The organism is Bradyrhizobium sp. SOJA106 (genome assembly GCF_059448745.1).
In genome coordinates this window covers 5,680,169-5,698,469 of sequence record NZ_CM182549.1, presented here as the reverse complement: position 1 = coordinate 5,698,469, position 18,301 = coordinate 5,680,169, and the positions used below count along the sequence as shown (strand labels likewise).

The following is an 18,301-nucleotide window of genomic DNA, read 5'->3' as shown; positions in this document are numbered from 1 at the left end:
GACATTCGCCTTGGGGGCTCCGCGAGCTGCGTTGGCGAATGTCAAATCCGATAGCCGAACGGCTATTGATATTTGCGAATGCCTCTTTGGCTCCAACATTCGCAAAAGTGCCTGCCGCCACGGCGTGCGAATGTTGGAGCCGAGGCATCCGATTATGCGCATCGACGTCTCGCTGCTGCCGGCGCTCGCCGCCTCCTTCATGCTCGCCTTCGCCCGGGTCGGTGCGATGGTGATGCTGCTGCCCGGCCTCGGCGAGACCAACATCCCGACGCGCATAAAACTGTCGGTCGCGCTGCTGCTCACGCTGATCATTCTGCCGTTGCACCGCAATTCCTATCACGTCGACATGGGATCGCTCGCGCCGCTTCTGGTGCTGATGCTGCATGAGATCGTGATCGGCATCGTCCTGGGCGCCACCGCGCGCGTGACGCTGTCGGCCCTGCAAGTCGCCGGCTCCGTCATAGCGCAACAGATGGGGCTTGGCTTCGTCACCTCGGTCGATCCGACGCAGGGGCAGCAGGGCGTGCTGGTCGGCAACTTCCTGACCATGCTCGGGGTCACGCTGCTGTTCGCCACCGACAGCCATCATCTCGTGATTGCGGCGCTGAACGACAGCTACTCGATCTTCTCGCCGGGCGAGACCGTGTCGAGCGGCGATGTCGCTTCGCTGGCGACGCGCGCTTTCGCCGCCGCGTTCCGCCTGGGCTTGCAACTCTCCGGGCCGTTCCTGGTGTTCGGCCTCGTGTTCAACATCGGGCTCGGTGTGCTGGCGCGGCTGATGCCGCAGATGCAGGTCTATTTCGTCGGCGTGCCGCTGTCGATCTTCGCCGGCTTCCTGGTGCTGGCCGTGGTGCTCACCGCGATGATGGGCACCTACCTGGATTACTTCATCGGTGTGATGCACCAGATGATGCCACTCAAGTAACGATCGATGGCGGAAGACAACGATCCCGAAAGTCAAACAGAAGACCCGACACAAAAGCGCCTCGACGAGGCGCTCGAACGCGGCGACGTTGCGAAAAGCCAGGAGATCAACACCTGGTTCATGATCGCGGGCGGTACGCTCGTGGTCTCGACCTTTTCGGGATCGGTCGGCAGCGGGCTGGTGACGCCGATGCGCAACCTGCTCGCCAATTCCTGGATGATCAAGACCGACGGCAGGAATCTGCTCGCGCTGATGCAGCAGATCGAGTTCGCCGTGCTCGCGGCGGTCGGCGTGCCGCTCTTGATGCTGGTGCTGGCGGCGATTGCCGGCAACATGCTCCAGCACCGCCTGGTGTGGTCGGCCGAATCCCTCAAGCCCAAGTTCAGCAAGCTCTCGCCAGCCGAGGGGTTCAAGCGCATCTTCGGCAAGCAGGCGGCGGCGAACTTCCTCAAAGGCCTCGGCAAGCTCGTCGTGCTCGGCGCGGTTATGACCATAGTCCTATGGCCGGAGCGCCATCGCATGGAGGCGATGGTCAGGCTCGATGCGGCCGCCATGCTGGGCGCCAGCACCAGCATGACCGTCCATCTGCTCGGCGCGGTGGTTGCGGCCCTCGCGATCATCGCCATCGGCGACTACTTCTTCCAGTATCGCAGCTGGTTCCAGCGGCAGAAGATGTCGCTCCAGGAGATCAAGGAGGAGTTCAAACAGTCCGAAGGCGACCCGCATATCAAGGGCAAGCTCCGGCAATTGCGCCAGCAGCGCTCCAAGAAGCGCATGATGGCGGCGGTTCCCAAGGCCTCCGTGATCATCACCAACCCGACCCACTATTCGGTGGCGCTGTCCTACGAGCGCGGCATGTCGGCGCCGATCTGCGTCGCCAAGGGCGTCGACAACCTCGCCTTCAAGATCCGGGAGATCGCGCGCGAGCACGATATCCCCATCGTCGAGAATGTGCCGCTGGCCCGCGCGCTCTACGCCACCGTCGATATCGACCAGGAAATCCCGACCGAGCACTACCATGCGGTCGCCGAGGTCATCGGCTACGTCATGCGGCTGAAGCGCGGATTCGGCGCCGGGCGGGGATAAAATACCCGAAAAGTACCGGAAATGGCCGTAATCTGGGAATCAGCGTACGTTTCGCCTCCGCTGCCCTTGCGCCTGCGGGTCCGATTGAGGCAGGGAAGGCCCCGCGCGCGCGAAGGCGCGTTGATTCTCTGCCGACAGGCTGCGCCGGCTTGATATGACTGCTGAGACCGACCACGACCTCACACGCGAGCCCGTTACGGCGCACGAGCCGTCGCCGCGCTCGGGCAGCATTGCGCTGGTGCTGCTGGTGGCCGCCGGTCTCGTCGCGGTCGCCGTCGGACTGATGACGCTCGGGCGCGCGCAGGCGCAGCCCTACATCCTCGGCATCCTCGCCGTGCTGGCGATGGTCGGCCTGTTCAACCTGTTCGCCTTCGCCGCCGGCATCATCCGCTTCGCCGACCGCAACCTCGACGATCCGATCATAGCCCGCATCTCCGATCATGCCTTCGATGGCCTCGCCGTCACCGATCCGCGCGGCCATGTCGTCTATTCCAATGCGGCCTATCTGACGTTGACCGGCGCTGCCGGCCCGCAGGACGTGCGGCCCGTCGAGCGCGTCTTCATCGGCAACCCCGACGTTTCCGAGGCCGTGTTCCGCCTGCTGAAGGCTGCCCGCGAAGGCAAGCGGCAGCAGGAAGAGGTACGCATCTCCGGCCATGAGGGTAGCCAAGGCCGCTGGCTGCGGATGCGGGTACGCCCGCTCGGCAGCGGCAAGCGCGAGGCGAAATATGCGGTCTGGTCGATCGCCGACATCACCCGCGACCGCGAGCGCCAGGAGGACGTGTTCCAGGAGCTCCAGCACGCGATCGAATATCTCGATCATGCGCCATGCGGCTTCTTCTCGGTCAATCCGGCCGGCGAGCTTGCCTATGTCAACGCGACGCTGGCGAACTGGCTCGACTACGACCTTGCCGAGATCGGTTCCGGCGGCTTGAAGCTCACCGACATTGTCTCCGGCGACGGCGCCTCGTTGCTCACCGCGATCGTGGCAGTGCCGGGCGAGGTGAAGACGGAAGTCTTCGATATCGACCTGCGCATGCGCACCGGCAAGACCATGCCGGTGCGGCTCTATCACAAGCTCGCCTTCGGCGCCAACGGGGCGCCGGGACCGTCGCGCACGCTGGTCATCAGCCGCGCCCGCGACGAGCGCAGCGACCCCGATCGTGCCGCCGAAGTGCGCTTCATGCGCTTCTTCGACCACACGCCGATGGCGATCGCGACGGTCGATCGCGCCGGAAATGTCGTGCGGGCGAATGCCCGCTACGCCAAGCTCGGGCAGGCGCTCGGCTTGGACAGTGCCTCCAAGTCGATCTTCCGCGCGGTCAATTCGCGCGACCGTCACCTCCTGATCGCCGCCATCAACCAGGCCGCCGACGGCCAGGCCGACATCGCGCCGGTCGAGGTGGCGCTGGAAGGCACCAAGGAGCGCTGGGGCCAGTTCTTCGTCACGCCCGTGGATGCCGCCGAGAACGAGGCGGAAGCCGCCATCGTGCACATGCTCGAGACCACCGAGCGGCGCGCGCTGGAGAACCAGATCAACCAGTCGCAGAAGATGGAGACGGTCGGTCAGCTCGCCGGCGGCATCGCCCACGATTTCAACAACGTGCTTTCCGCCATCATGATGGCGAACGATTTCCTGCTGAACGCGCACAAGCCGACCGATCCGTCGTTCCAGGACATCATGCAGATCAAGCAGAACGCGACGCGCGCCGCCACATTGGTGCGGCAGCTGCTGGCGTTCTCGCGGCGCCAGACGCTGCGGCCGCAAGTGCTCGATCTCGGCGACGCGCTGTCCGACCTCGCCATGCTGCTGCGCCGGCTGATCGGCGAGAAGGTCAAGCACGAGACCATCCACGGCCGCGATCTCTGGCCGGTCAAGGTCGACGTCTCACAGTTCGAGCAGGTCATCGTCAACCTCGCGGTCAACGCGCGCGACGCCATGCCCGACGGCGGCAAGCTGATCATCCGCACCGCCAACGTCACCGCCGAGGAAGCGGCCAAGCTCGCCTACAAGGGCATGCCGGCCGCGGACTATGTGCGGATCGAGGTCGCCGACACCGGCACCGGCATTCCCGCCGACATCCGCGACAAGATTTTTGAGCCGTTCTTCTCGACCAAGGAAGTTGGCAAAGGCACCGGCCTCGGCCTCTCCACCGTCTACGGCATCGTCAAGCAGACCGGCGGCTTCATTTACGTGGACTCCGAGCCGGGACAGGGCACCTCGTTCCACATCTTCCTGCCGCGCCATCATCCCGAGGCGGAGGTGCAGGTCGAGCAGCCGGCGGCCGCGGTCAGCGCCACCAATGGCGCCGCGAAGGAGGCCGCGCCCGCGGCGGCGGAGGCAAAGCCACGCACGGATCTCACGGGGCAGGGAACCATCCTGCTGGTCGAGGACGAGGAGGGCTTGCGCGCACTCAACGCCCGCGGCCTGCGCTCACGTGGCTACACCGTCGTCGAGGCCGAGAACGGCGTCGAGGCCATGGAGGTGCTGGACGAGCAGAGCGGCGCAATCGATCTCGTCGTCTCCGACGTCGTGATGCCGGAGATGGACGGCCCGACGCTGCTCAAGGCGATGCGCGACAAGAATCCCGACATCAAGTTCATCTTCGTCTCCGGCTACGCGGAGGACGCCTTCGAGAAGAGCCTGCCCGAGGGCCAGCAGTTCGACTTCCTGCCAAAGCCCTTCACTCTCAGCCAGCTCGTGGCGGCGGTGAAGGAGACGATGACGAAGCAGGGGTGAGGCCGCCCCACACCGCTTGCTGTCCATACATGACGGTGGTGACAGCCGCACGCCAATGACGAGGAAAAGGCGGCAATATCACCGCGAGAAGGGCCGGTAATGGGCGACCACGGTTCCGCGCGCACCCCGGCCAAGCCCCCGCCAAATATGGGTTTTTGCCACATCCCCGCGACTGAGGGCCGCAGCTGCGGGTTTCGAAACCGACTTCACTTTTCGGGAAGTCTGCCCATCTTAGGGGCACGTCCCCATGCCGGGGATTTGGGAAACACACATGAATTTCTCGCAACGCTCCCGCAGTCTCTTCAAGACAATCGCCGTCGTGCTGGCGCTTGCACTGCCGACTGCGCTCGCGATCTCGTCTGCCGACGCGCGCGTCGGTGGCGGCATGTCGTCGGGGTCGCGCGGCTCGCGGACCTTTTCGGCGCCGCCGTCAACCACGACCGCCCCGGGCTCGACCTCGCAGTTCAACCGCACCTACACCCAGCCGGGCGCAGGCATGAATTCGGCTGCAGCCGCGCCGGCGCGCGGCGGCCTGTTCGGCCGCGGCGGCGGCTTCCTCGGCGGCCTCGCGGCCGGTTTCCTCGGCGCAGGCCTGCTCGGCATGCTGTTCGGCGGCGGCCTGTTCGGCGGCCTCGGCGGCCTGTCCTCGATCCTCGGCCTGATCATCCAGATCGTGCTCGTGGTGTTCGTGGTGCGGCTGGCGATGTCATGGTGGCAGCGCCGTCACAGCCCGCAGGCGGCTTATGCCAACGCTGACGCAGGTACCGGTCCGGGGTCTCAGACGAACTATCGCAGCGGACTTGGTGGTGGTCTTGGTGGTGGTCTTGGCAGCTTCGGCTTCGGCGGCAACAACAATGCGCCCCTCGAGATCAAGCCCGATGACTATGAGGCGTTCGAGCGCCTGCTCGGCGAGATCCAGACCGCCTGGTCGAACGAGGACGTAGCCAAGCTGCACACGCTCGCGACGCCGGAGATGGTCTCCTATTTCGAGCAGGATCTCGCCCAAAACCGCGCGCGCAACGTCGTGAACAAGGTGACCAACGTCAAGCTGCTCCAGGGCGACCTCGCGGAAGCCTGGCGCGAAGGCGAGACCGACTACGCCACGGTGGCGCTGCGCTTTGCGCTCACCGACAAGACGGTGGACCGCAACACCGGCGCGATCGTCGCCGGCAGCGAGCAGCCGGGCGAGGCGACCGAAATCTGGACCTTTGCCCGCCGCCCGAACGGCGGCTGGGAATTGTCGGCGATCCAGCAGACCAACTGATTGCGGACGAGATGAGAAACCAGGGCGTCGTGCTTCGGCACGGCGCCCTTTTCTTTGGCCGGTTCCGCAGCGCGGGATCGGAATAAGCGGGCCCGGCTCGGGTTGAAGTCAGGCGGCGAACCAAAAACACTCCTGGGAGGACAAGATGATACGTATCGAGAGATCCGTGACGATTTCAGCGCTCGCGCTCGCGCTGGCCTTGCTCGCGGCGCCATCCGCGCACGCGCAGTCAGCTGACATGACGTTCTTCGTGACCTCCAGCGGCCCGGGCAAGGGCGCCGATCTTGGCGGCCTGGAAGGAGCCGATGCGCACTGCGCGAAGCTCGCTCAGGCCGCCGGCGCCGGCGCCAAGACCTGGCGCGCCTATCTCTCAACGCAGGCCGCCGACGGCAAGCCGGCCGTCAACGCCCGCGATCGCATCGGCAAGGGACCCTGGCAGAATGCCAAGGGCACGGTCATCGCCAAGGACGTTGCCGACCTGCACGGTCCGGCCAACAATCTCACCAAGCAGACAGCACTCAGCGAGAAGGGCGAGGTCATCAACGGTGCCGGCGACACGCCAAACCGGCACGATATCCTCACGGGATCGCAACCCGACGGCACCGCTTTTGCCCCGGGAGACGACAAGACCTGCAAGAACTGGACATCCAGTACGCAAGGCGCGGCGGTCGTCGGCCATGCCGATCGTAAGGGCCTGCGCGACGACGAGCCGTCAAGGTCCTGGAACAGCTCTCACCCCTCGCGCGGTCCCGACGGCGGCTGCTCGCAGGCCGATCTGAAGAGCACCGGCGGCGATGGGCTGCTGTACTGCTTGGCGGCGAATTGAGACTCCGGTCGTTGCGAGAGGGTTCCGTCTCACCCGACGGAACCCTGAGGCGCATGCTACATTGGTTCCGCAGCATTCACGCTCACGGACCCTCCCATGAAATACGAGCTCTACTACTGGCCCGAGATCCAGGGCCGCGGCGAATATGTGCGGCTGGCGCTGGAGGAGGCGGGAGCGGCTTACGTCGATGTCGCGCGGGGGCCGCGCGGCACCAGTGCGATGATGAAGATGATGGAGGGGGGTGGCGGCACGCCGCCCTTTGCGCCGCCGTTCCTGAAGGCGGGCAAGCTCGTAATCGGCCAGACCGCCAACATCCTGCTCTATCTCGGCAGCCGTCACGGCCTCGCGCCGAAGGCGGAAGCAGGCCAGCTCTGGGTGCACCAGCTTCAGCTCACCATCACCGATCTCGTGGTCGAGATCCACGATACCCATCATCCGCTCGGACCTTCGCTCTATTACGAGGACGCGCGGCCGGCGGCGAAGAAGCGCACGGCCGAGTTCTGGGACGAGCGCGTGCCGAAATATCTCGGCTATTTCGAGCAGCTGCTCGCCAACAATGGTGGCGCCTACGTGACGGGCCGCCGGCTGACTTACGTCGATCTCTCGCTGTTCCAGATCGTCGCGGGGCTGCGCTACGCGTTCCCTAAACGCATGAAGACGTTCGAGACGGATATTCCGGGGCTCGTCGGCCTGCATGACCGCATCGCCGCGCGGCCGAACATCAAGGCCTATCTCGCAAGCGAGCGACGGATACCGTTCAACGAGCAGGGCATCTTCCGCCGCTATCGCGAGCTCGACAGTTAAAGCGCGATGATGCTTTAGCCGGCCCGGACTTAGGCTGGCGGCAGCCCCCGTCCCGGACCGGCCGTTTCGGACGCGATCAATCGCCCGAAAACCTGATAGCTTCCCGCAAGCTGCGAGCGCTCGTGACCAGGCCGCTCACTTGAATCAAGGGGCTCGCGCTCGTCGGGACAGGGCGGCTTGCAGAACATTGTCGCGTCCATGGCGAGGAACACGCGCAGCTCGGTCGGCGTCAGCTTGAACAGCTTGCGGATGAGGTCGGGCGCGACGATCGTATCGATCGCTGCCTTGCTGATGGCGGACCGCGAACAGTGGCGCGCCGCCGCGATGAAGAGGGTCGTTGTGCCGCGTGGGGCGCGTGGTCAACCGCGCTCGATATCGATCCAGCCAGCCGGCAACGATGCGGCCGGAAACGCGAAAGGCCCGATCGATCGGATCGGGCGTTTCAACTTGGGAAGGGCCTGATCAGGCGAGCTGATCGATCCGCGTGCCCTGGCCCGGCGGCAGCGGTGCGGGCGGCTGCGGCTTGTAAGTCGGGTCATTGTCTTGAGTCTTGGTCTGGTCGTCCTGCTGCTTGGTCGTGTCGTAGCTCGGCACCACGATCGCGATCGGCGGCGGCGCAACGGTCGAAACGCTCATCCACAAATCCTCACAGATGGAAACAATTGACCTTGCTCCGGGAGGACCGAAATTTCCTTCAAGACAATCGTTAAAATGCGAGGGAATGGGGCAGTGGCGGAAGCTGCCGTTGCGACGAAAGCAATCCCAGTCTGTCTTCGCGGAAAGACGCTGGATTGCCTCGCTTCCGCCGTCGCTCTTCGCTTTCGCGGACAAGGCGCTCGCAATGCCGGGGTGTGTGGCGGTGGCGCCGCGACGCGCACGCCGCGGCGCCCGTGGAAAGAGCAGGTGCCCCTCTATTCGTCCTTGCCGCGCGTAATCGCAATCGACGCGTCCGTCTTGGTACGCGTGCATTCCATGTTGAGCCGCCGGTAGCGCATCGTGATCTTGTCACCGCGCAAGAGACCCATCCGCTTCAGACAGCGCGTCGCGCCGGTCGTGGTGTCGTCCTTGGTCACGGTGAACACGATCGCCGCCATCGAGCCCACCAGCGTCAGGAACTCCGGCGTCGGCTTGCGGTCGCCCTTGGCATAGAGCTCGATCGAATATTTATCGCCGCGGCACCCGACCGACAGCTCCTTGGCCGAGGGATGCGTCAGGTATACGATGTTGGCGGCGCGGAAATTCACCTTGAGACGGTCGATCTGGTCCGCCAGCTCCTTGGCGCTGTCGTCGCAGCGGTCCGCGCGCGCGGGCGAGGTGAGGGTCACAAGGCCGGTGATGGCGGCGGCGACCAGGATCGCGCCGCGGATGGTCGGTTTGAAAATCATGATGAAAAGCCCCTGAGGGCGCGCATTGAACCTTCGTCACGACCGGAGCGCAAGGGGTGCAGCCCGGTCTTCCCAGGCATCATGATGGCGACGGGACTTCACTGACATCGCTGGAACAGGGTGGTCAGGGTGTCGAATCCGGATGCCCCGACCGCGCCAGAACGCCTTCCCTTTACGTCAAAAAAGCTTAGAACGCTTCTATGCTAGGGCCCGCCAGGGCTCCAAAACCCCGAGATTTGCCTCATGAACGCTCCCACCGCCTTCCCCGATCAGTCAAAGCCCGTCCCGCCCTACAAGCACACCCCACTGTTTCCACTGGGCAAGGACGAGACGCCTTACAAGAAGATTTCGTCCGACGGCGTCAGGGTCGAGAAGGTCCTGGGTAAGGACATGCTGGTGGTGTCGCGCGAGGCGCTGCGGGCGCTGTCCGAGGCGGCTTTCGGCGAGATCAACCATTATCTGCGGCCCGGCCATCTGAAGCAGCTTCGCGCGATCTTGGAGGACGCCGAGGCGAGCCCGAACGACAAGTTCGTCGCACTGGACTTCCTGAAGAACGCCAACATCGCGGCCGGCGGCGTTTTGCCGATGTGCCAGGACACCGGCACTGCGATCATCATGGGCAAGAAGGGCTGCAACGTCATCACCGACGGAGACGACGAGGCCGCGCTGTCGGAAGGCGCGCGCGATGCTTACTTGCGCCGCAATCTGCGCTACTCGCAGGTCGCGCCGCTCTCGATGTACGAGGAGAAGAACACTGCCAACAACATGCCGGCGCAGTGCGAGATCTACGCGGAGGGTGACGACGCCTACAAGTTCATGTTCATGGCGAAGGGCGGCGGCTCCGCCAACAAGAGCTTTCTGTTCCAGGCGACGCCCTCGGTGCTGACCAAGGACCGGCTGCTTGCCTTCCTGAAGGAAAAGATCCTGACCCTCGGCACCGCCGCGTGCCCGCCTTATCACCTCGCCATCGTCATCGGCGGCACCTCGGCTGAGCTCTGCATGAAGACGGTGAAGCTCGCCTCCGCCCGCTATCTCGATGCGCTGCCGACCCACGGCTCGCCCGACGGCAACGCCTTCCGCGACGTCGAGATGGAGAAGGAAATCCACAAGATGACGCAAAGCCTGGGTGTGGGCGCGCAGTTCGGCGGAAAGTATTTCTGCCACGACGTGCGCGTGATCCGCATGCCGCGTCACGGCGCCTCGCTCCCGATCGGGCTGGGCGTGTCCTGCTCCGCCGACCGCCAGGTGTTGGGCAAGATCACCAAGGACGGCATCTATCTCGAGGAGCTCGAGCACAACCCGGCGCAGTATCTGCCGCAGGTCGAGCAGTCGCTCGGCGGCGAGGTGGTCAAGATCGACCTCAATCAGCCGATGAAGGACATTCTGGCGACGTTCTCGAAGTATCCGATCAAGACCCGCGTCTCGATGACCGGCACCATGATCGTCGCGCGCGACTCTGCGCATGCCAAGCTGCGCGAGCGGCTGGAGAAGGGCGAGCCGCTGCCTGACTATTTCAAGAACCATCCGGTCTATTACGCCGGCCCCGCCAAGACGCCCGAAGGCTATGCCTCCGGCGCGTTCGGTCCGACCACGGCGGGCCGCATGGATTCCTTTGTCGACCAGTTCCAGGCCGCGGGCGGCTCGATGGTGATGGTGGCCAAGGGCAATCGCGCGCCGGCCGTGCGCGAGGCCTGCAAGAAGTACGGCGGCTTCTATCTCGGCTCGATCGGCGGTGCGGCGGCGAACCTCGCCGAGCACTGCATCAAGAAGGTCGAGGTGCTCGAATATCCCGAGCTCGGCATGGAAGCGATCTGGCGCATCGAAGTCGTCGACTTCCCGGCGTTCATCATCATCGACGACAAGGGGAACGACTTCTTCAAGGAGTTGAATCTGGGCTGAGCTGTCATGGCCGGGCTTGACCGGGCTTGACCCGGCCATTCATCGTTCTTCAAGCGAGATGGATACGCGGGTCATGCCCGCATATGAATGCCGCGCGGTCTTTACGCCCGCGCGCCGGTGAACGGGAAGCTGCCCATCGGGCCGATGCCCATTTCGCCGCTCATGCTGTCTCCGGTGACCGTGCCAGTGAATTCGAGCGTGAGCGGCATCGGGTTGGTGATCGAGACCTTCCAGTTGACGTTCTCGCCAGAGACGGTGCCGTCGAAGATCTCGGCGGTATTGCCTTCCGCACCCTGCGTGCCCGTGAGCGTGCCGCCGGTAGCCTTCAGCGTCAGCGTCGCCTGACGTTCGCCCATCGGCGTCGTCATGGTCAGATTCCAGTTGCCGTCCACGGCCATTCCCATCTCCCGAAACAAATCCCGGCGGGCCACGACGATCCGCGGCCAGTCCTGGAGGAGCCTATAGCCCAACTCGCAGCGCCTGCCTAACCCTGCATTGGAGGCATTTAGGCGCGGGCAGCGGCGCGCCGGCGGCTGGTGACGATGAGCCGGAGCACGACGTACTGCACGGCAAAGGCCAGGATCTTGGCGCCGCCCGCGACCACCGTGATGTAGAACGCCCACAGCTTCAGATCGCCGGTCGAAGCCACGAAGATCATGCCGGCGCCGATCGCGAACATCAGCGCGGCCCAGGCATAACCCGCGGCGGTCACATATTCTGGAACGGTCTCGGCGACGATCGGCGGCATGTAGCGCAGCATCCAGCCGCGCTTGAGCATGATGGCGCCGATCGCGAAATGCGCGATCGAGGGTTTTGCCAGCATGAATCGCGGGTCATTGGTCAGCAGCGTGACCGTGCCGAGCACGACGACGAGCGCGAGGCTCGCATAGGTCATGTAGTTGAGCTGCCTTCGCTTGACCCGGGCATAGATCACCTGCGCCACCGCGCCGGCAATTGCCACCGACGTCGCCAGGATGACGTTGTCGGTGATGAGATAAATGACCAGGAAGACGATCGCGGAGAGGAAGTCGGAGGCGAGGCGGGCGAATACGTCCTTCATCGTCGGTCCTGTTCAGCGAGGGGCGGGCAGTGCGCCGGACGGCGTACCGTACTTGATCTGGCGATACTCAGGATACCACTTTGTGAAGTAGATGGCGCTGTTGCGGGCGGCGAAGGCGACCGCAAGGCTCGACCAGAGCGGCAGGCCTGGGATGTAGAGCAGCACGAGATTGGCAGCCGCCATCAGCAACGCGGCCGTGGTCCAGGCGCCGGTGATGACGTAATTAGCGTAGCGGAAGCCGGGCATCGCTGCGGTCTCGGCCGGGACCGATTCAAGCGCATATTGCAGCGTGAAGGGACGGCGGACCAGCATCGAGCCGAGCGAGATGACGAAAATTCCGATGTCGACCGACAGCTTGACGCCGAGCGTCCCGAGCGCGGGGTCGAGCAGCATGAGATAGAGGCCGATCGCGGCGAACATGATCGCCGAGCCCGTGGCCAGGATCTTCGCGGAGCGGCCGCGCAGTACATCGATCGCGATGGTGGCGAGGCAGATCGCGGATGCCGCGAACACGCTGACCGCGGCCGACGTCACCAGCATCAGGAAGGTGAAAGCGCCGTAGGGCGCGAGGATCAGGAAAATCGCCATGGGCGCCTCGGTCAGGTCGATCTTTACGATGTAAAGATCAATAGTTCAGGAGCGACCGCGGGTCAAGCAAAATCTTTACAATGTCAAAATGGTGTAGGCAATTTCTAAAAAGTGAACGGCTGTAACGGCTTGGTCGGACGCCTCGCCGGCCAACTCCGCCCAGGGCAGGCGTGCCAGGAGCGGCAGCGCGGAGGCAGCCAGGAGGCCGGCAGCGAGCAGAATGCCTCCGTTGAAGATGGCATGATGCTGTTGCCGCAGCCGGATCATGCAGAATGCGAGCGCTGCGCAGGCCATGGCGAGAACGACCAGGTAGTCCGCGGTGATCGTGGACATGTAAATCTGACTCCTCTCTCCGTCATTCCGGGCTCGCGACGTCGTCGCGCCCTGCAACGACGGCGGGGCTACGCCGCCCCCACCCAATTGCCGTGGAAGCCATCCGGCACGCGGTGGGCGAGCTGCACCAGCGCGACGGGCCCGACCTCGATATCGGTGGCGTTGAACACCGCGAGGTCGCTGCGGTTCTCCCGCGCGCGCCAGATCACGGCGAGCAGCCAACCGTCGCCCTCGACCGCATCTTTCGAGCGCTCGACGAACACCGGCTCCGAGATGGTGTCGCCAGTGGGCAGCAGATAATGGCCAAGCCGCCGACCGTTGTCGTCGACATGGACGACGCCCGACAGCGCGCCGAACGTCGGCAGTTTCGGATTGGCGCAGGCGTACCAGCCGTGACGGCTCTTCAGCCCGGCACGGCGATCGTCGATGCGCGGGAATTCGCCGGTGAGATCGTCCAGGTACGTCTGCTGGAAGCGGTCGGTATTTCCCGACAAATCGAACGTCCAGCGGCAATGGCGGGCGCGTGATTTCTCCGGATCCGTCGGCCGGCCGTCGGGATGTGGAAACAGCGGCGCTTCCTCGAACTGCATGACGTCGGCGATGATGCGATCGCCGTCCTCCCATGCGTTCATGACGTGGAAGACGTAGCAGGCCTCAGCGCGAAACCAGGTGATGTCCTTCGCCGTGCCGCTGCGCTTCATTACGCCGACATAGGCGCCCTTGTCCGGCTCCCAGGCATAAGGCGGCCGTCCGCTCATCGCGCGCTTCATGCTGCCGGTGATGGGCAGGATCGGAAACAGCACATAGTTCGCGGTGACGATGAAGTCGTGCACCATGCTGGCATAGGGCGCCTCGAACCGTTCGAAGCGCGTCGCCTGGCCGGAGGCGTCTATCGATCCGTAGGAGAGGGCAGGTGTCAGCGGCCCTGCGGCGTTGTAGCCGAAGAACACGAGCTCGCCCGTGACGGGATCGACCTTCGGATGCGCGGTGAAACTGCCGGCAAGGCGGCCCTGGTAGTTGTGATAGCCGCGTGTCGCGAGTGTGGCCGGCTCGATCTCGGTCGGCAGATGTGCTTCCTCCAGTGCGAGCAGCTTGCCGGCATGGAAGATGATGTTGGTGTTGGCGACGCCGCCGTCGGTGAGGTTCGCAGGCGCATCCGGCAGCTTGCGGCCGAAGCCGCCGAACAGCGCGCGGCCGGCATCGTGCTCGGCGAGCCATTTCGGCGTTCGGACCCACCGGTTGCGATAGCTGGCACGGCCGTTCTCGAGGTGGAAAGCGTGCAGCATGCCGTCGCCGACGAACCAGTGCGCGCCGGGCGAATCGAACTGCGGGTTGGGGCCATTACGATAGAGCGTGCCGTTCAGCTCGCGCGGCAATTCGCCGACGATCTTGAGGAAGGGGGCGTCGGCCTCGAATGGGATCGGGCCGAGATTGTGGCGGCGCTCGGCGATAGCATCCTGCTGCACGGCGTGGCCTCCGTATCTTTACATCGTCAAGATCGATTAAGGCTAGTCGCGCCTTCCGTCAAGTGAAATCTTTACACTGTCAATATTGCGTCATATAGCTTGCAAATGGCCAAGAGCGACACCAAGGGCGAAACAGCGCGTCACCCACGTGCCCCCAGAAGAACAACGTCGACCGCTGCGCCGCGCCCGGCGCGCCGCGGAGCGAGTGCGAAGACCGAGACGCGCTATCATCACGGCGCGTTGCGGGAAGCGCTGCTCCAGGCTGCCGAACGGGTGCTGGAGCGCGACGGGCTTGGCGGCCTGACATTGCGGGCGGTAGCGCGCGAGGCCGGCGTCTCGCATGCCGCGCCGACGCATCATTTCGGCGATCTCACGGGGCTGCTCAGCGAGCTCGCCGCCGTCGGCTTCCGCCAGTTCAACGCGGCGATGGCCTCGTCCTGTGAGGCCGCCGCCACGCCACTCGAGCGCGCGCTGGCGCGGCCGAAGGCCTATGTGGCCTATGCGCAGGCGCATCCCGGCATGTACGGCATCATGTTCCGCACCGAGCGGCTCGATTATTCCAGACCGTCGCTGCAAGAGGCGGCTGAGGCTTCGTTTGCCGGACTTGCCAATGCGATCGGTGCGATGCGGCAGGAGCAGATCAGCGGCGATACGCTGACGCTGAACCAGGGCGCGGCGATCGCGCGCGCGTGGTCAATGGTGCACGGCTTCACCATGCTGCTGCTCGACGGGCGCCTTGAGGACATCTTGGAGCGTATGCCCGAGGGCACGACTGCCGAGCGCCTGCTCGAGGCGATGCTGACGGCGCCCGTCACGAGCAGGCTGCCAGGGCCCTGATCGGCCGGGCTAGCGCATCGTTGCGAGCTCGACGGCGCGGCCTCGATTGCCGATGATCTTCACCTCGTCCTTGCCGCAAGTGAAGCTGCGGGCGAAATCGTCGGCGGCCTTGCGCGCGAGCCCGTTGGCGTCGGGATTGGCGATCGCATCGACATAGGCGACGTGGCAGACCGGGCCCGGCGGCAGCCGCGTCACCACCAGCATCGCCTTGGTGTTCGGCCGTCCCCGCTTGTTGGTATCGTTATTGTCGGCGATGTGCCAGCGCTGGATGATCGCAAACGGCTTTGTGCCCGCAGCGCGCCATTCGACGGTGGCCTCGGACGAATTGAACGGGGCGAACCAGCTCTGTGCCGCCGGTTCCTCCGCGGCGACGCTGCGGCTGCGGCCGACCGAGACGATCTCGCGCAGATCGTCCTCGTCGATCAACACGATCAGGCCGCCCTTGCCCGGGCAGACCCGCGTCGTGCTGCCGTCAAGCTCGCTGGGCTTGCCGATCTGGCGGCAGGTCTTCGGTGCGGTCGAGGTGTAGGTGCTGCCGAGGGATTGGGCGGCGGCACCCTCCAGACCGGTGCACATCAGCAACATAGTGAGGCATGCGGTGGCAGTACGGATCATGAGGAGACCTCGATGCGAGCGGAACTCTCCCATCAGACGTCTTGATTGTGGGCAAGGTTCGAAACAAGATTGTGAGACACCTGACAGCGCCGCGGAATCGTTCTAGAAGAGCGGCTTCGCTTCGGCTCATCCGGCCGCGTCCTCGTTCTTTTGATCATGCCAGCCACACCGTCGAACAAACCCTATCGCGTCGGCCGCTCCAAGACCGGACTCGGCCTCTTCGCCACCAAACCGATCAAGAAGGGAACCCGGATCATCCGTTATTTCGGACCGATCCTGGACTCGCGCATTCCCGAGCAGGACGAGATCGAGAACAAATACCTGTTCGAGCTCAACGGCCGCTGGACCATCGACGGCTCGGTGCGCAAGAACCTCGCACGCTACATCAACCATTCCTGCCGGCCCAACGCGGAGTCCGATGTCCGGCCGCGCGAGCGCAAGGTGTTCATCCGCGCCATCAAGAACATCGAGCCCGGCGACGAGATCAACTACGATTACGGCACCGATTATTTCAAGGCCTATCTGAAGCCGATCGGCTGCAAGTGCGACTCCTGCGAAAAGAAGCGCAAGAAACTGCGCGCCGAGGCGCGGGCCGAACGCGCCAAGGTGAAGGCGCGCACGGAAGCCAAGGCCAAGAAGGCGCCCGTCAAGGGCGCCAAAAAGAAGAAGCTGAACGGTCACGCGTTCGGCAAGTCCCGCGCGCGGGCATAGTCTCCGCTGTCATGCCCACGCGAAAGCGGGGCCATCGTCAGGTGTGATTCGGGATCTGGTGCCGATGCACCCGATCCGGAATGACGGTGAGCTGGGCCTCACGCCGCCACCACGTTCCCGCTCTTCCGCAGCCCCACATATTGCAGCTCGGCGAACACGCCTGTTGCGATCGCCTGCGCTACGATCATGAGCTCGCCGGCAAGGTTCGGCGACACTGCGCCCGAGAACAGCAGCGCAATGCTGCCAACTGTCCACGCCGCGTTGCCGATCACGACCAGCAGCACGAGCGGCTTTGCAAGGCAGGCGCGCGAGGCGAGCCAGCCGACCAGCGCGGTATAGGCGATTAGGAACAGCCCGGTTTCGCGCAGCAGCGCTTCGGGCAGATCGAACAGCGCAGCAAACGCGCTTGCGCCGAACGTGAAGCCGAGGGCAGCAATGCCGCTGAAGATGGCGTCGGCGAGCAAGGCGCGGCGCAGGAAGGCGGATGCGTCGATCATCGTAGGTCTCCTTGGCTGGTTGGACTCGGGGTGGAATTCAGCACAGTCCGCGCCACCAGGCGCGGAGCAGGCGGGCGAGGCGGAACGGGCAGAGGCTCCTGCCGACGCCGTGCTCGAAGGCGATGACCTGCGCGACGACATAGTCGCCGGTCGAATGCAGCAGCGGCTCCGGCACGTTGAGGCTGCGCGCCAGCATGCGGCTGGCGAGGGCGATCGCCCAGGGAAGAAGGTGGTCCGTGACGGTCCGGTAGAGCAACAGCGCGATCATGGTCATCTCCCTATTGCGACCGAAGATGCGCGCGCCCGCGCCCCAATTCGATTACCTCGCGGGTAATGGAAGGGCTGAAATCCGCATGCTAGGTTTTGGACCATGAACGCACACGCATCCACGGCACAGGCCGAACGCAGCCAGCCGGTCCATATCGGCGATCATTTGCGCGAATGGCGGCAGCGCCGCCGCATGAGCCAGCTCGATCTTGCCGGCGAAGCGGAAATCTCGGCGCGGCACTTGAGTTTTGTCGAGACCGGACGCGCTGCGCCCTCGCGCGACATGGTGCTCAGGCTCGCCGAGCGGCTCGACGTGCCCTTGCGCGAGCGCAACGTGCTGCTGGTCGCGGCGGGTTTCGCGCCCGCGTTCCCGCAGCGCCCGCTGGAGGATCCCGCCTTGAAATCAGCCCGCCAGGCAATCGACCTTGTCCTCAAAGCGCATGAGCCCAATCCCGCGCTGGCGGTCGACCGGCATTGGAACCTGGTCTCGGCCAATCGCATGGTCGCGCCGCTGCTCGACGGCATTCCGCAGCGGCTGCTCGGCCAGCCCTTCAATGTGCTGAGGCTTGCCTTTCATCCCGAGGCGCTGGCGCCGCGCACCGTCAATCTCGCGGAATGGTGCGGACATCTGCTCGAGCGGCTGCACCGGCAATGCGAGGCGACGGCCGACCCTGAGCTGATCAAGCTCTACAACGATCTCAAGAGCTATCCCATTCCAGCGCGCTCGGCGCCGTTGTCTAGCGACACTGTCGCGATTCCCTTCAAGCTGCGTCACGATGGAGAGATACTAAGTTTCTTCTCCACCACCATGGTGTTCGGCACGCCCGTGGACATCACCCTGTCCGAGCTGGCGCTGGAGACGTTCTTTCCAGCGGATGAACGCACGGCCGAGCGGCTCAAGCAGATGGCAGCAGTCATGTCCTAGCGGCCATATCGGGCGCCATTGCCTCGGGACGGGTTCGGCTTATCTTGGAGCGAACTCGCACCGCCCGAAGGAG

21 protein-coding genes are annotated in these 18,301 nt (G+C 64.8%); 11 read left to right on the top strand and 10 right to left on the bottom strand.

Annotated elements, in window-relative coordinates:
* The first annotated feature begins 154 nt into the window (after positions 1-154).
* The 7 genes from fliR to AC5V87_RS26875 all read left to right on the top strand — a co-directional run bounded on the left by fliR (position 155) and on the right by AC5V87_RS26875 (position 8,107).
* On the top strand, positions 155-925 hold the full coding sequence (gene fliR / locus AC5V87_RS26905; RefSeq protein WP_456837357.1) for a flagellar biosynthetic protein FliR: 771 nt from the start codon (positions 155-157) through the stop codon (positions 923-925).
* Between the two features lie 6 nt (positions 926-931).
* On the top strand, positions 932-2,011 hold the full coding sequence (flhB, locus tag AC5V87_RS26900) for a flagellar biosynthesis protein FlhB (RefSeq protein ID WP_495368218.1): 1,080 nt from the start codon (positions 932-934) through the stop codon (positions 2,009-2,011).
* Positions 2,012-2,165: 154 nt separating this feature from the next.
* Positions 2,166-4,751, top strand: coding sequence for a cell cycle histidine kinase CckA (cckA, locus tag AC5V87_RS26895; protein ID WP_495368217.1), 2,586 nt, complete (start codon positions 2,166-2,168; stop codon positions 4,749-4,751).
* A gap of 247 nt (positions 4,752-4,998) precedes the next feature.
* Positions 4,999-6,015: a Tim44 domain-containing protein gene (locus tag AC5V87_RS26890; RefSeq protein ID WP_456837359.1), complete on the top strand. Its 1,017-nt coding sequence runs from the start codon at positions 4,999-5,001 to the stop codon at positions 6,013-6,015.
* Positions 6,016-6,160: 145 nt separating this feature from the next.
* Positions 6,161-6,841 (top strand): lectin, encoded by a 681-nt coding sequence (locus tag AC5V87_RS26885; protein WP_495368216.1) that lies wholly within the window; start codon positions 6,161-6,163, stop codon positions 6,839-6,841.
* 96 nt (positions 6,842-6,937) lie between these two features.
* Positions 6,938-7,645, top strand: coding sequence for a glutathione S-transferase (locus AC5V87_RS26880; RefSeq protein ID WP_456837361.1), 708 nt, complete (start codon positions 6,938-6,940; stop codon positions 7,643-7,645).
* Between the two features lie 177 nt (positions 7,646-7,822).
* Positions 7,823-8,107, top strand: a complete 285-nt coding sequence (locus tag AC5V87_RS26875) for a hypothetical protein (RefSeq protein ID WP_456837362.1) — start codon at positions 7,823-7,825, stop codon at positions 8,105-8,107.
* Here AC5V87_RS26875 and AC5V87_RS26870 read toward each other — a convergent pair whose 3' ends face one another.
* Both AC5V87_RS26870 and AC5V87_RS26865 read right to left on the bottom strand, forming a co-directional pair.
* Positions 8,108-8,281 (bottom strand): hypothetical protein, encoded by a 174-nt coding sequence (locus tag AC5V87_RS26870; protein WP_456837363.1) that lies wholly within the window; start codon positions 8,279-8,281, stop codon positions 8,108-8,110.
* A gap of 275 nt (positions 8,282-8,556) precedes the next feature.
* On the bottom strand, positions 8,557-9,030 hold the full coding sequence (locus AC5V87_RS26865) for a hypothetical protein (RefSeq protein WP_456837364.1): 474 nt from the start codon (positions 9,028-9,030) through the stop codon (positions 8,557-8,559).
* 243 nt (positions 9,031-9,273) lie between these two features.
* Here AC5V87_RS26865 and AC5V87_RS26860 point away from each other — a divergent pair, with 243 nt between their 5' ends.
* On the top strand, positions 9,274-10,929 hold the full coding sequence (locus tag AC5V87_RS26860; protein ID WP_456837365.1) for a fumarate hydratase: 1,656 nt from the start codon (positions 9,274-9,276) through the stop codon (positions 10,927-10,929).
* Between the two features lie 101 nt (positions 10,930-11,030).
* Here AC5V87_RS26860 and AC5V87_RS26855 read toward each other — a convergent pair whose 3' ends face one another.
* The 5 genes from AC5V87_RS26855 to AC5V87_RS26835 form a co-directional block, all read right to left on the bottom strand.
* Positions 11,031-11,327 carry a hypothetical protein gene (locus tag AC5V87_RS26855; RefSeq protein WP_495368214.1) on the bottom strand — a complete coding sequence of 99 codons (297 nt, stop codon included), beginning with the start codon at positions 11,325-11,327 and terminating at the stop codon, positions 11,031-11,033.
* 107 nt (positions 11,328-11,434) lie between these two features.
* Complete coding sequence (locus tag AC5V87_RS26850; protein WP_456837367.1) at positions 11,435-11,989, bottom strand: inner membrane-spanning protein YciB; 555 nt, start codon at positions 11,987-11,989, stop codon at positions 11,435-11,437.
* A 12-nt stretch (positions 11,990-12,001) separates the two neighbouring features.
* On the bottom strand, positions 12,002-12,577 hold the full coding sequence (locus AC5V87_RS26845; RefSeq protein ID WP_456837368.1) for a hypothetical protein: 576 nt from the start codon (positions 12,575-12,577) through the stop codon (positions 12,002-12,004).
* A gap of 75 nt (positions 12,578-12,652) precedes the next feature.
* Positions 12,653-12,910, bottom strand: coding sequence for a hypothetical protein (locus AC5V87_RS26840; RefSeq protein ID WP_495368213.1), 258 nt, complete (start codon positions 12,908-12,910; stop codon positions 12,653-12,655).
* 68 nt (positions 12,911-12,978) lie between these two features.
* Positions 12,979-14,376, bottom strand: coding sequence for a carotenoid oxygenase family protein (locus AC5V87_RS26835; RefSeq protein WP_495368212.1), 1,398 nt, complete (start codon positions 14,374-14,376; stop codon positions 12,979-12,981).
* Between the two features lie 105 nt (positions 14,377-14,481).
* On the opposite strand from AC5V87_RS26835, the gene AC5V87_RS26830 reads away from it, so the two are divergent.
* Positions 14,482-15,213, top strand: coding sequence for a TetR/AcrR family transcriptional regulator (locus tag AC5V87_RS26830; protein ID WP_456837371.1), 732 nt, complete (start codon positions 14,482-14,484; stop codon positions 15,211-15,213).
* Between the two features lie 9 nt (positions 15,214-15,222).
* Here AC5V87_RS26830 and AC5V87_RS26825 read toward each other — a convergent pair whose 3' ends face one another.
* Positions 15,223-15,828 (bottom strand): hypothetical protein, encoded by a 606-nt coding sequence (locus AC5V87_RS26825; protein ID WP_495368210.1) that lies wholly within the window; start codon positions 15,826-15,828, stop codon positions 15,223-15,225.
* 156 nt (positions 15,829-15,984) lie between these two features.
* Between AC5V87_RS26825 and AC5V87_RS26820 the strand changes: the two genes are divergently transcribed.
* On the top strand, positions 15,985-16,539 hold the full coding sequence (locus tag AC5V87_RS26820; protein ID WP_495368208.1) for an SET domain-containing protein: 555 nt from the start codon (positions 15,985-15,987) through the stop codon (positions 16,537-16,539).
* 98 nt (positions 16,540-16,637) lie between these two features.
* On the opposite strand, the gene AC5V87_RS26815 is transcribed toward AC5V87_RS26820, so the two are convergent.
* Positions 16,638-17,036, bottom strand: coding sequence for a hypothetical protein (locus AC5V87_RS26815; protein WP_495368207.1), 399 nt, complete (start codon positions 17,034-17,036; stop codon positions 16,638-16,640).
* 37 nt (positions 17,037-17,073) lie between these two features.
* Positions 17,074-17,304, bottom strand: a complete 231-nt coding sequence (locus AC5V87_RS26810) for a hypothetical protein (RefSeq protein WP_495368206.1) — start codon at positions 17,302-17,304, stop codon at positions 17,074-17,076.
* A 102-nt stretch (positions 17,305-17,406) separates the two neighbouring features.
* On the opposite strand from AC5V87_RS26810, the gene AC5V87_RS26805 reads away from it, so the two are divergent.
* A complete protein-coding gene (locus AC5V87_RS26805; protein WP_495368205.1) occupies positions 17,407-18,228 on the top strand; it encodes a helix-turn-helix domain-containing protein in 822 nt (273 codons plus the stop codon).
* Positions 18,229-18,301: the final 73 nt, after the last annotated feature.

Excerpts from the sequence above, each read along its gene's own strand:
- fliR (WP_456837357.1), top strand. The coding sequence starts at position 155 with ATGCGCATCGACGTCTCGCTGCTGCCGGCGCTCGCCGCCTCCTTCATG.
- flhB (WP_495368218.1), top strand. The coding sequence starts at position 932 with ATGGCGGAAGACAACGATCCCGAAAGTCAAACAGAAGACCCGACACAA.
- cckA (WP_495368217.1), top strand. The coding sequence starts at position 2,166 with ATGACTGCTGAGACCGACCACGACCTCACACGCGAGCCCGTTACGGCG.
- AC5V87_RS26890 (WP_456837359.1), top strand. The coding sequence starts at position 4,999 with ATGCCGGGGATTTGGGAAACACACATGAATTTCTCGCAACGCTCCCGC.
- AC5V87_RS26885 (WP_495368216.1), top strand. The coding sequence starts at position 6,161 with ATGATACGTATCGAGAGATCCGTGACGATTTCAGCGCTCGCGCTCGCG.
- AC5V87_RS26880 (WP_456837361.1), top strand. The coding sequence starts at position 6,938 with ATGAAATACGAGCTCTACTACTGGCCCGAGATCCAGGGCCGCGGCGAA.
- AC5V87_RS26870 (WP_456837363.1), bottom strand. The coding sequence starts at position 8,281 with ATGAGCGTTTCGACCGTTGCGCCGCCGCCGATCGCGATCGTGGTGCCG.
- AC5V87_RS26865 (WP_456837364.1), bottom strand. The coding sequence starts at position 9,030 with ATGATTTTCAAACCGACCATCCGCGGCGCGATCCTGGTCGCCGCCGCC.
- AC5V87_RS26860 (WP_456837365.1), top strand. The coding sequence starts at position 9,274 with ATGAACGCTCCCACCGCCTTCCCCGATCAGTCAAAGCCCGTCCCGCCC.
- AC5V87_RS26855 (WP_495368214.1), bottom strand. The coding sequence starts at position 11,327 with ATGGCCGTGGACGGCAACTGGAATCTGACCATGACGACGCCGATGGGC.
- AC5V87_RS26850 (WP_456837367.1), bottom strand. The coding sequence starts at position 11,989 with ATGAAGGACGTATTCGCCCGCCTCGCCTCCGACTTCCTCTCCGCGATC.
- AC5V87_RS26845 (WP_456837368.1), bottom strand. The coding sequence starts at position 12,577 with ATGGCGATTTTCCTGATCCTCGCGCCCTACGGCGCTTTCACCTTCCTG.
- AC5V87_RS26840 (WP_495368213.1), bottom strand. The coding sequence starts at position 12,910 with ATGTCCACGATCACCGCGGACTACCTGGTCGTTCTCGCCATGGCCTGC.
- AC5V87_RS26830 (WP_456837371.1), top strand. The coding sequence starts at position 14,482 with ATGGCCAAGAGCGACACCAAGGGCGAAACAGCGCGTCACCCACGTGCC.
- AC5V87_RS26825 (WP_495368210.1), bottom strand. The coding sequence starts at position 15,828 with ATGATCCGTACTGCCACCGCATGCCTCACTATGTTGCTGATGTGCACC.
- AC5V87_RS26820 (WP_495368208.1), top strand. The coding sequence starts at position 15,985 with ATGCCAGCCACACCGTCGAACAAACCCTATCGCGTCGGCCGCTCCAAG.
- AC5V87_RS26815 (WP_495368207.1), bottom strand. The coding sequence starts at position 17,036 with ATGATCGACGCATCCGCCTTCCTGCGCCGCGCCTTGCTCGCCGACGCC.
- AC5V87_RS26810 (WP_495368206.1), bottom strand. The coding sequence starts at position 17,304 with ATGATCGCGCTGTTGCTCTACCGGACCGTCACGGACCACCTTCTTCCC.
- AC5V87_RS26805 (WP_495368205.1), top strand. The coding sequence starts at position 17,407 with ATGAACGCACACGCATCCACGGCACAGGCCGAACGCAGCCAGCCGGTC.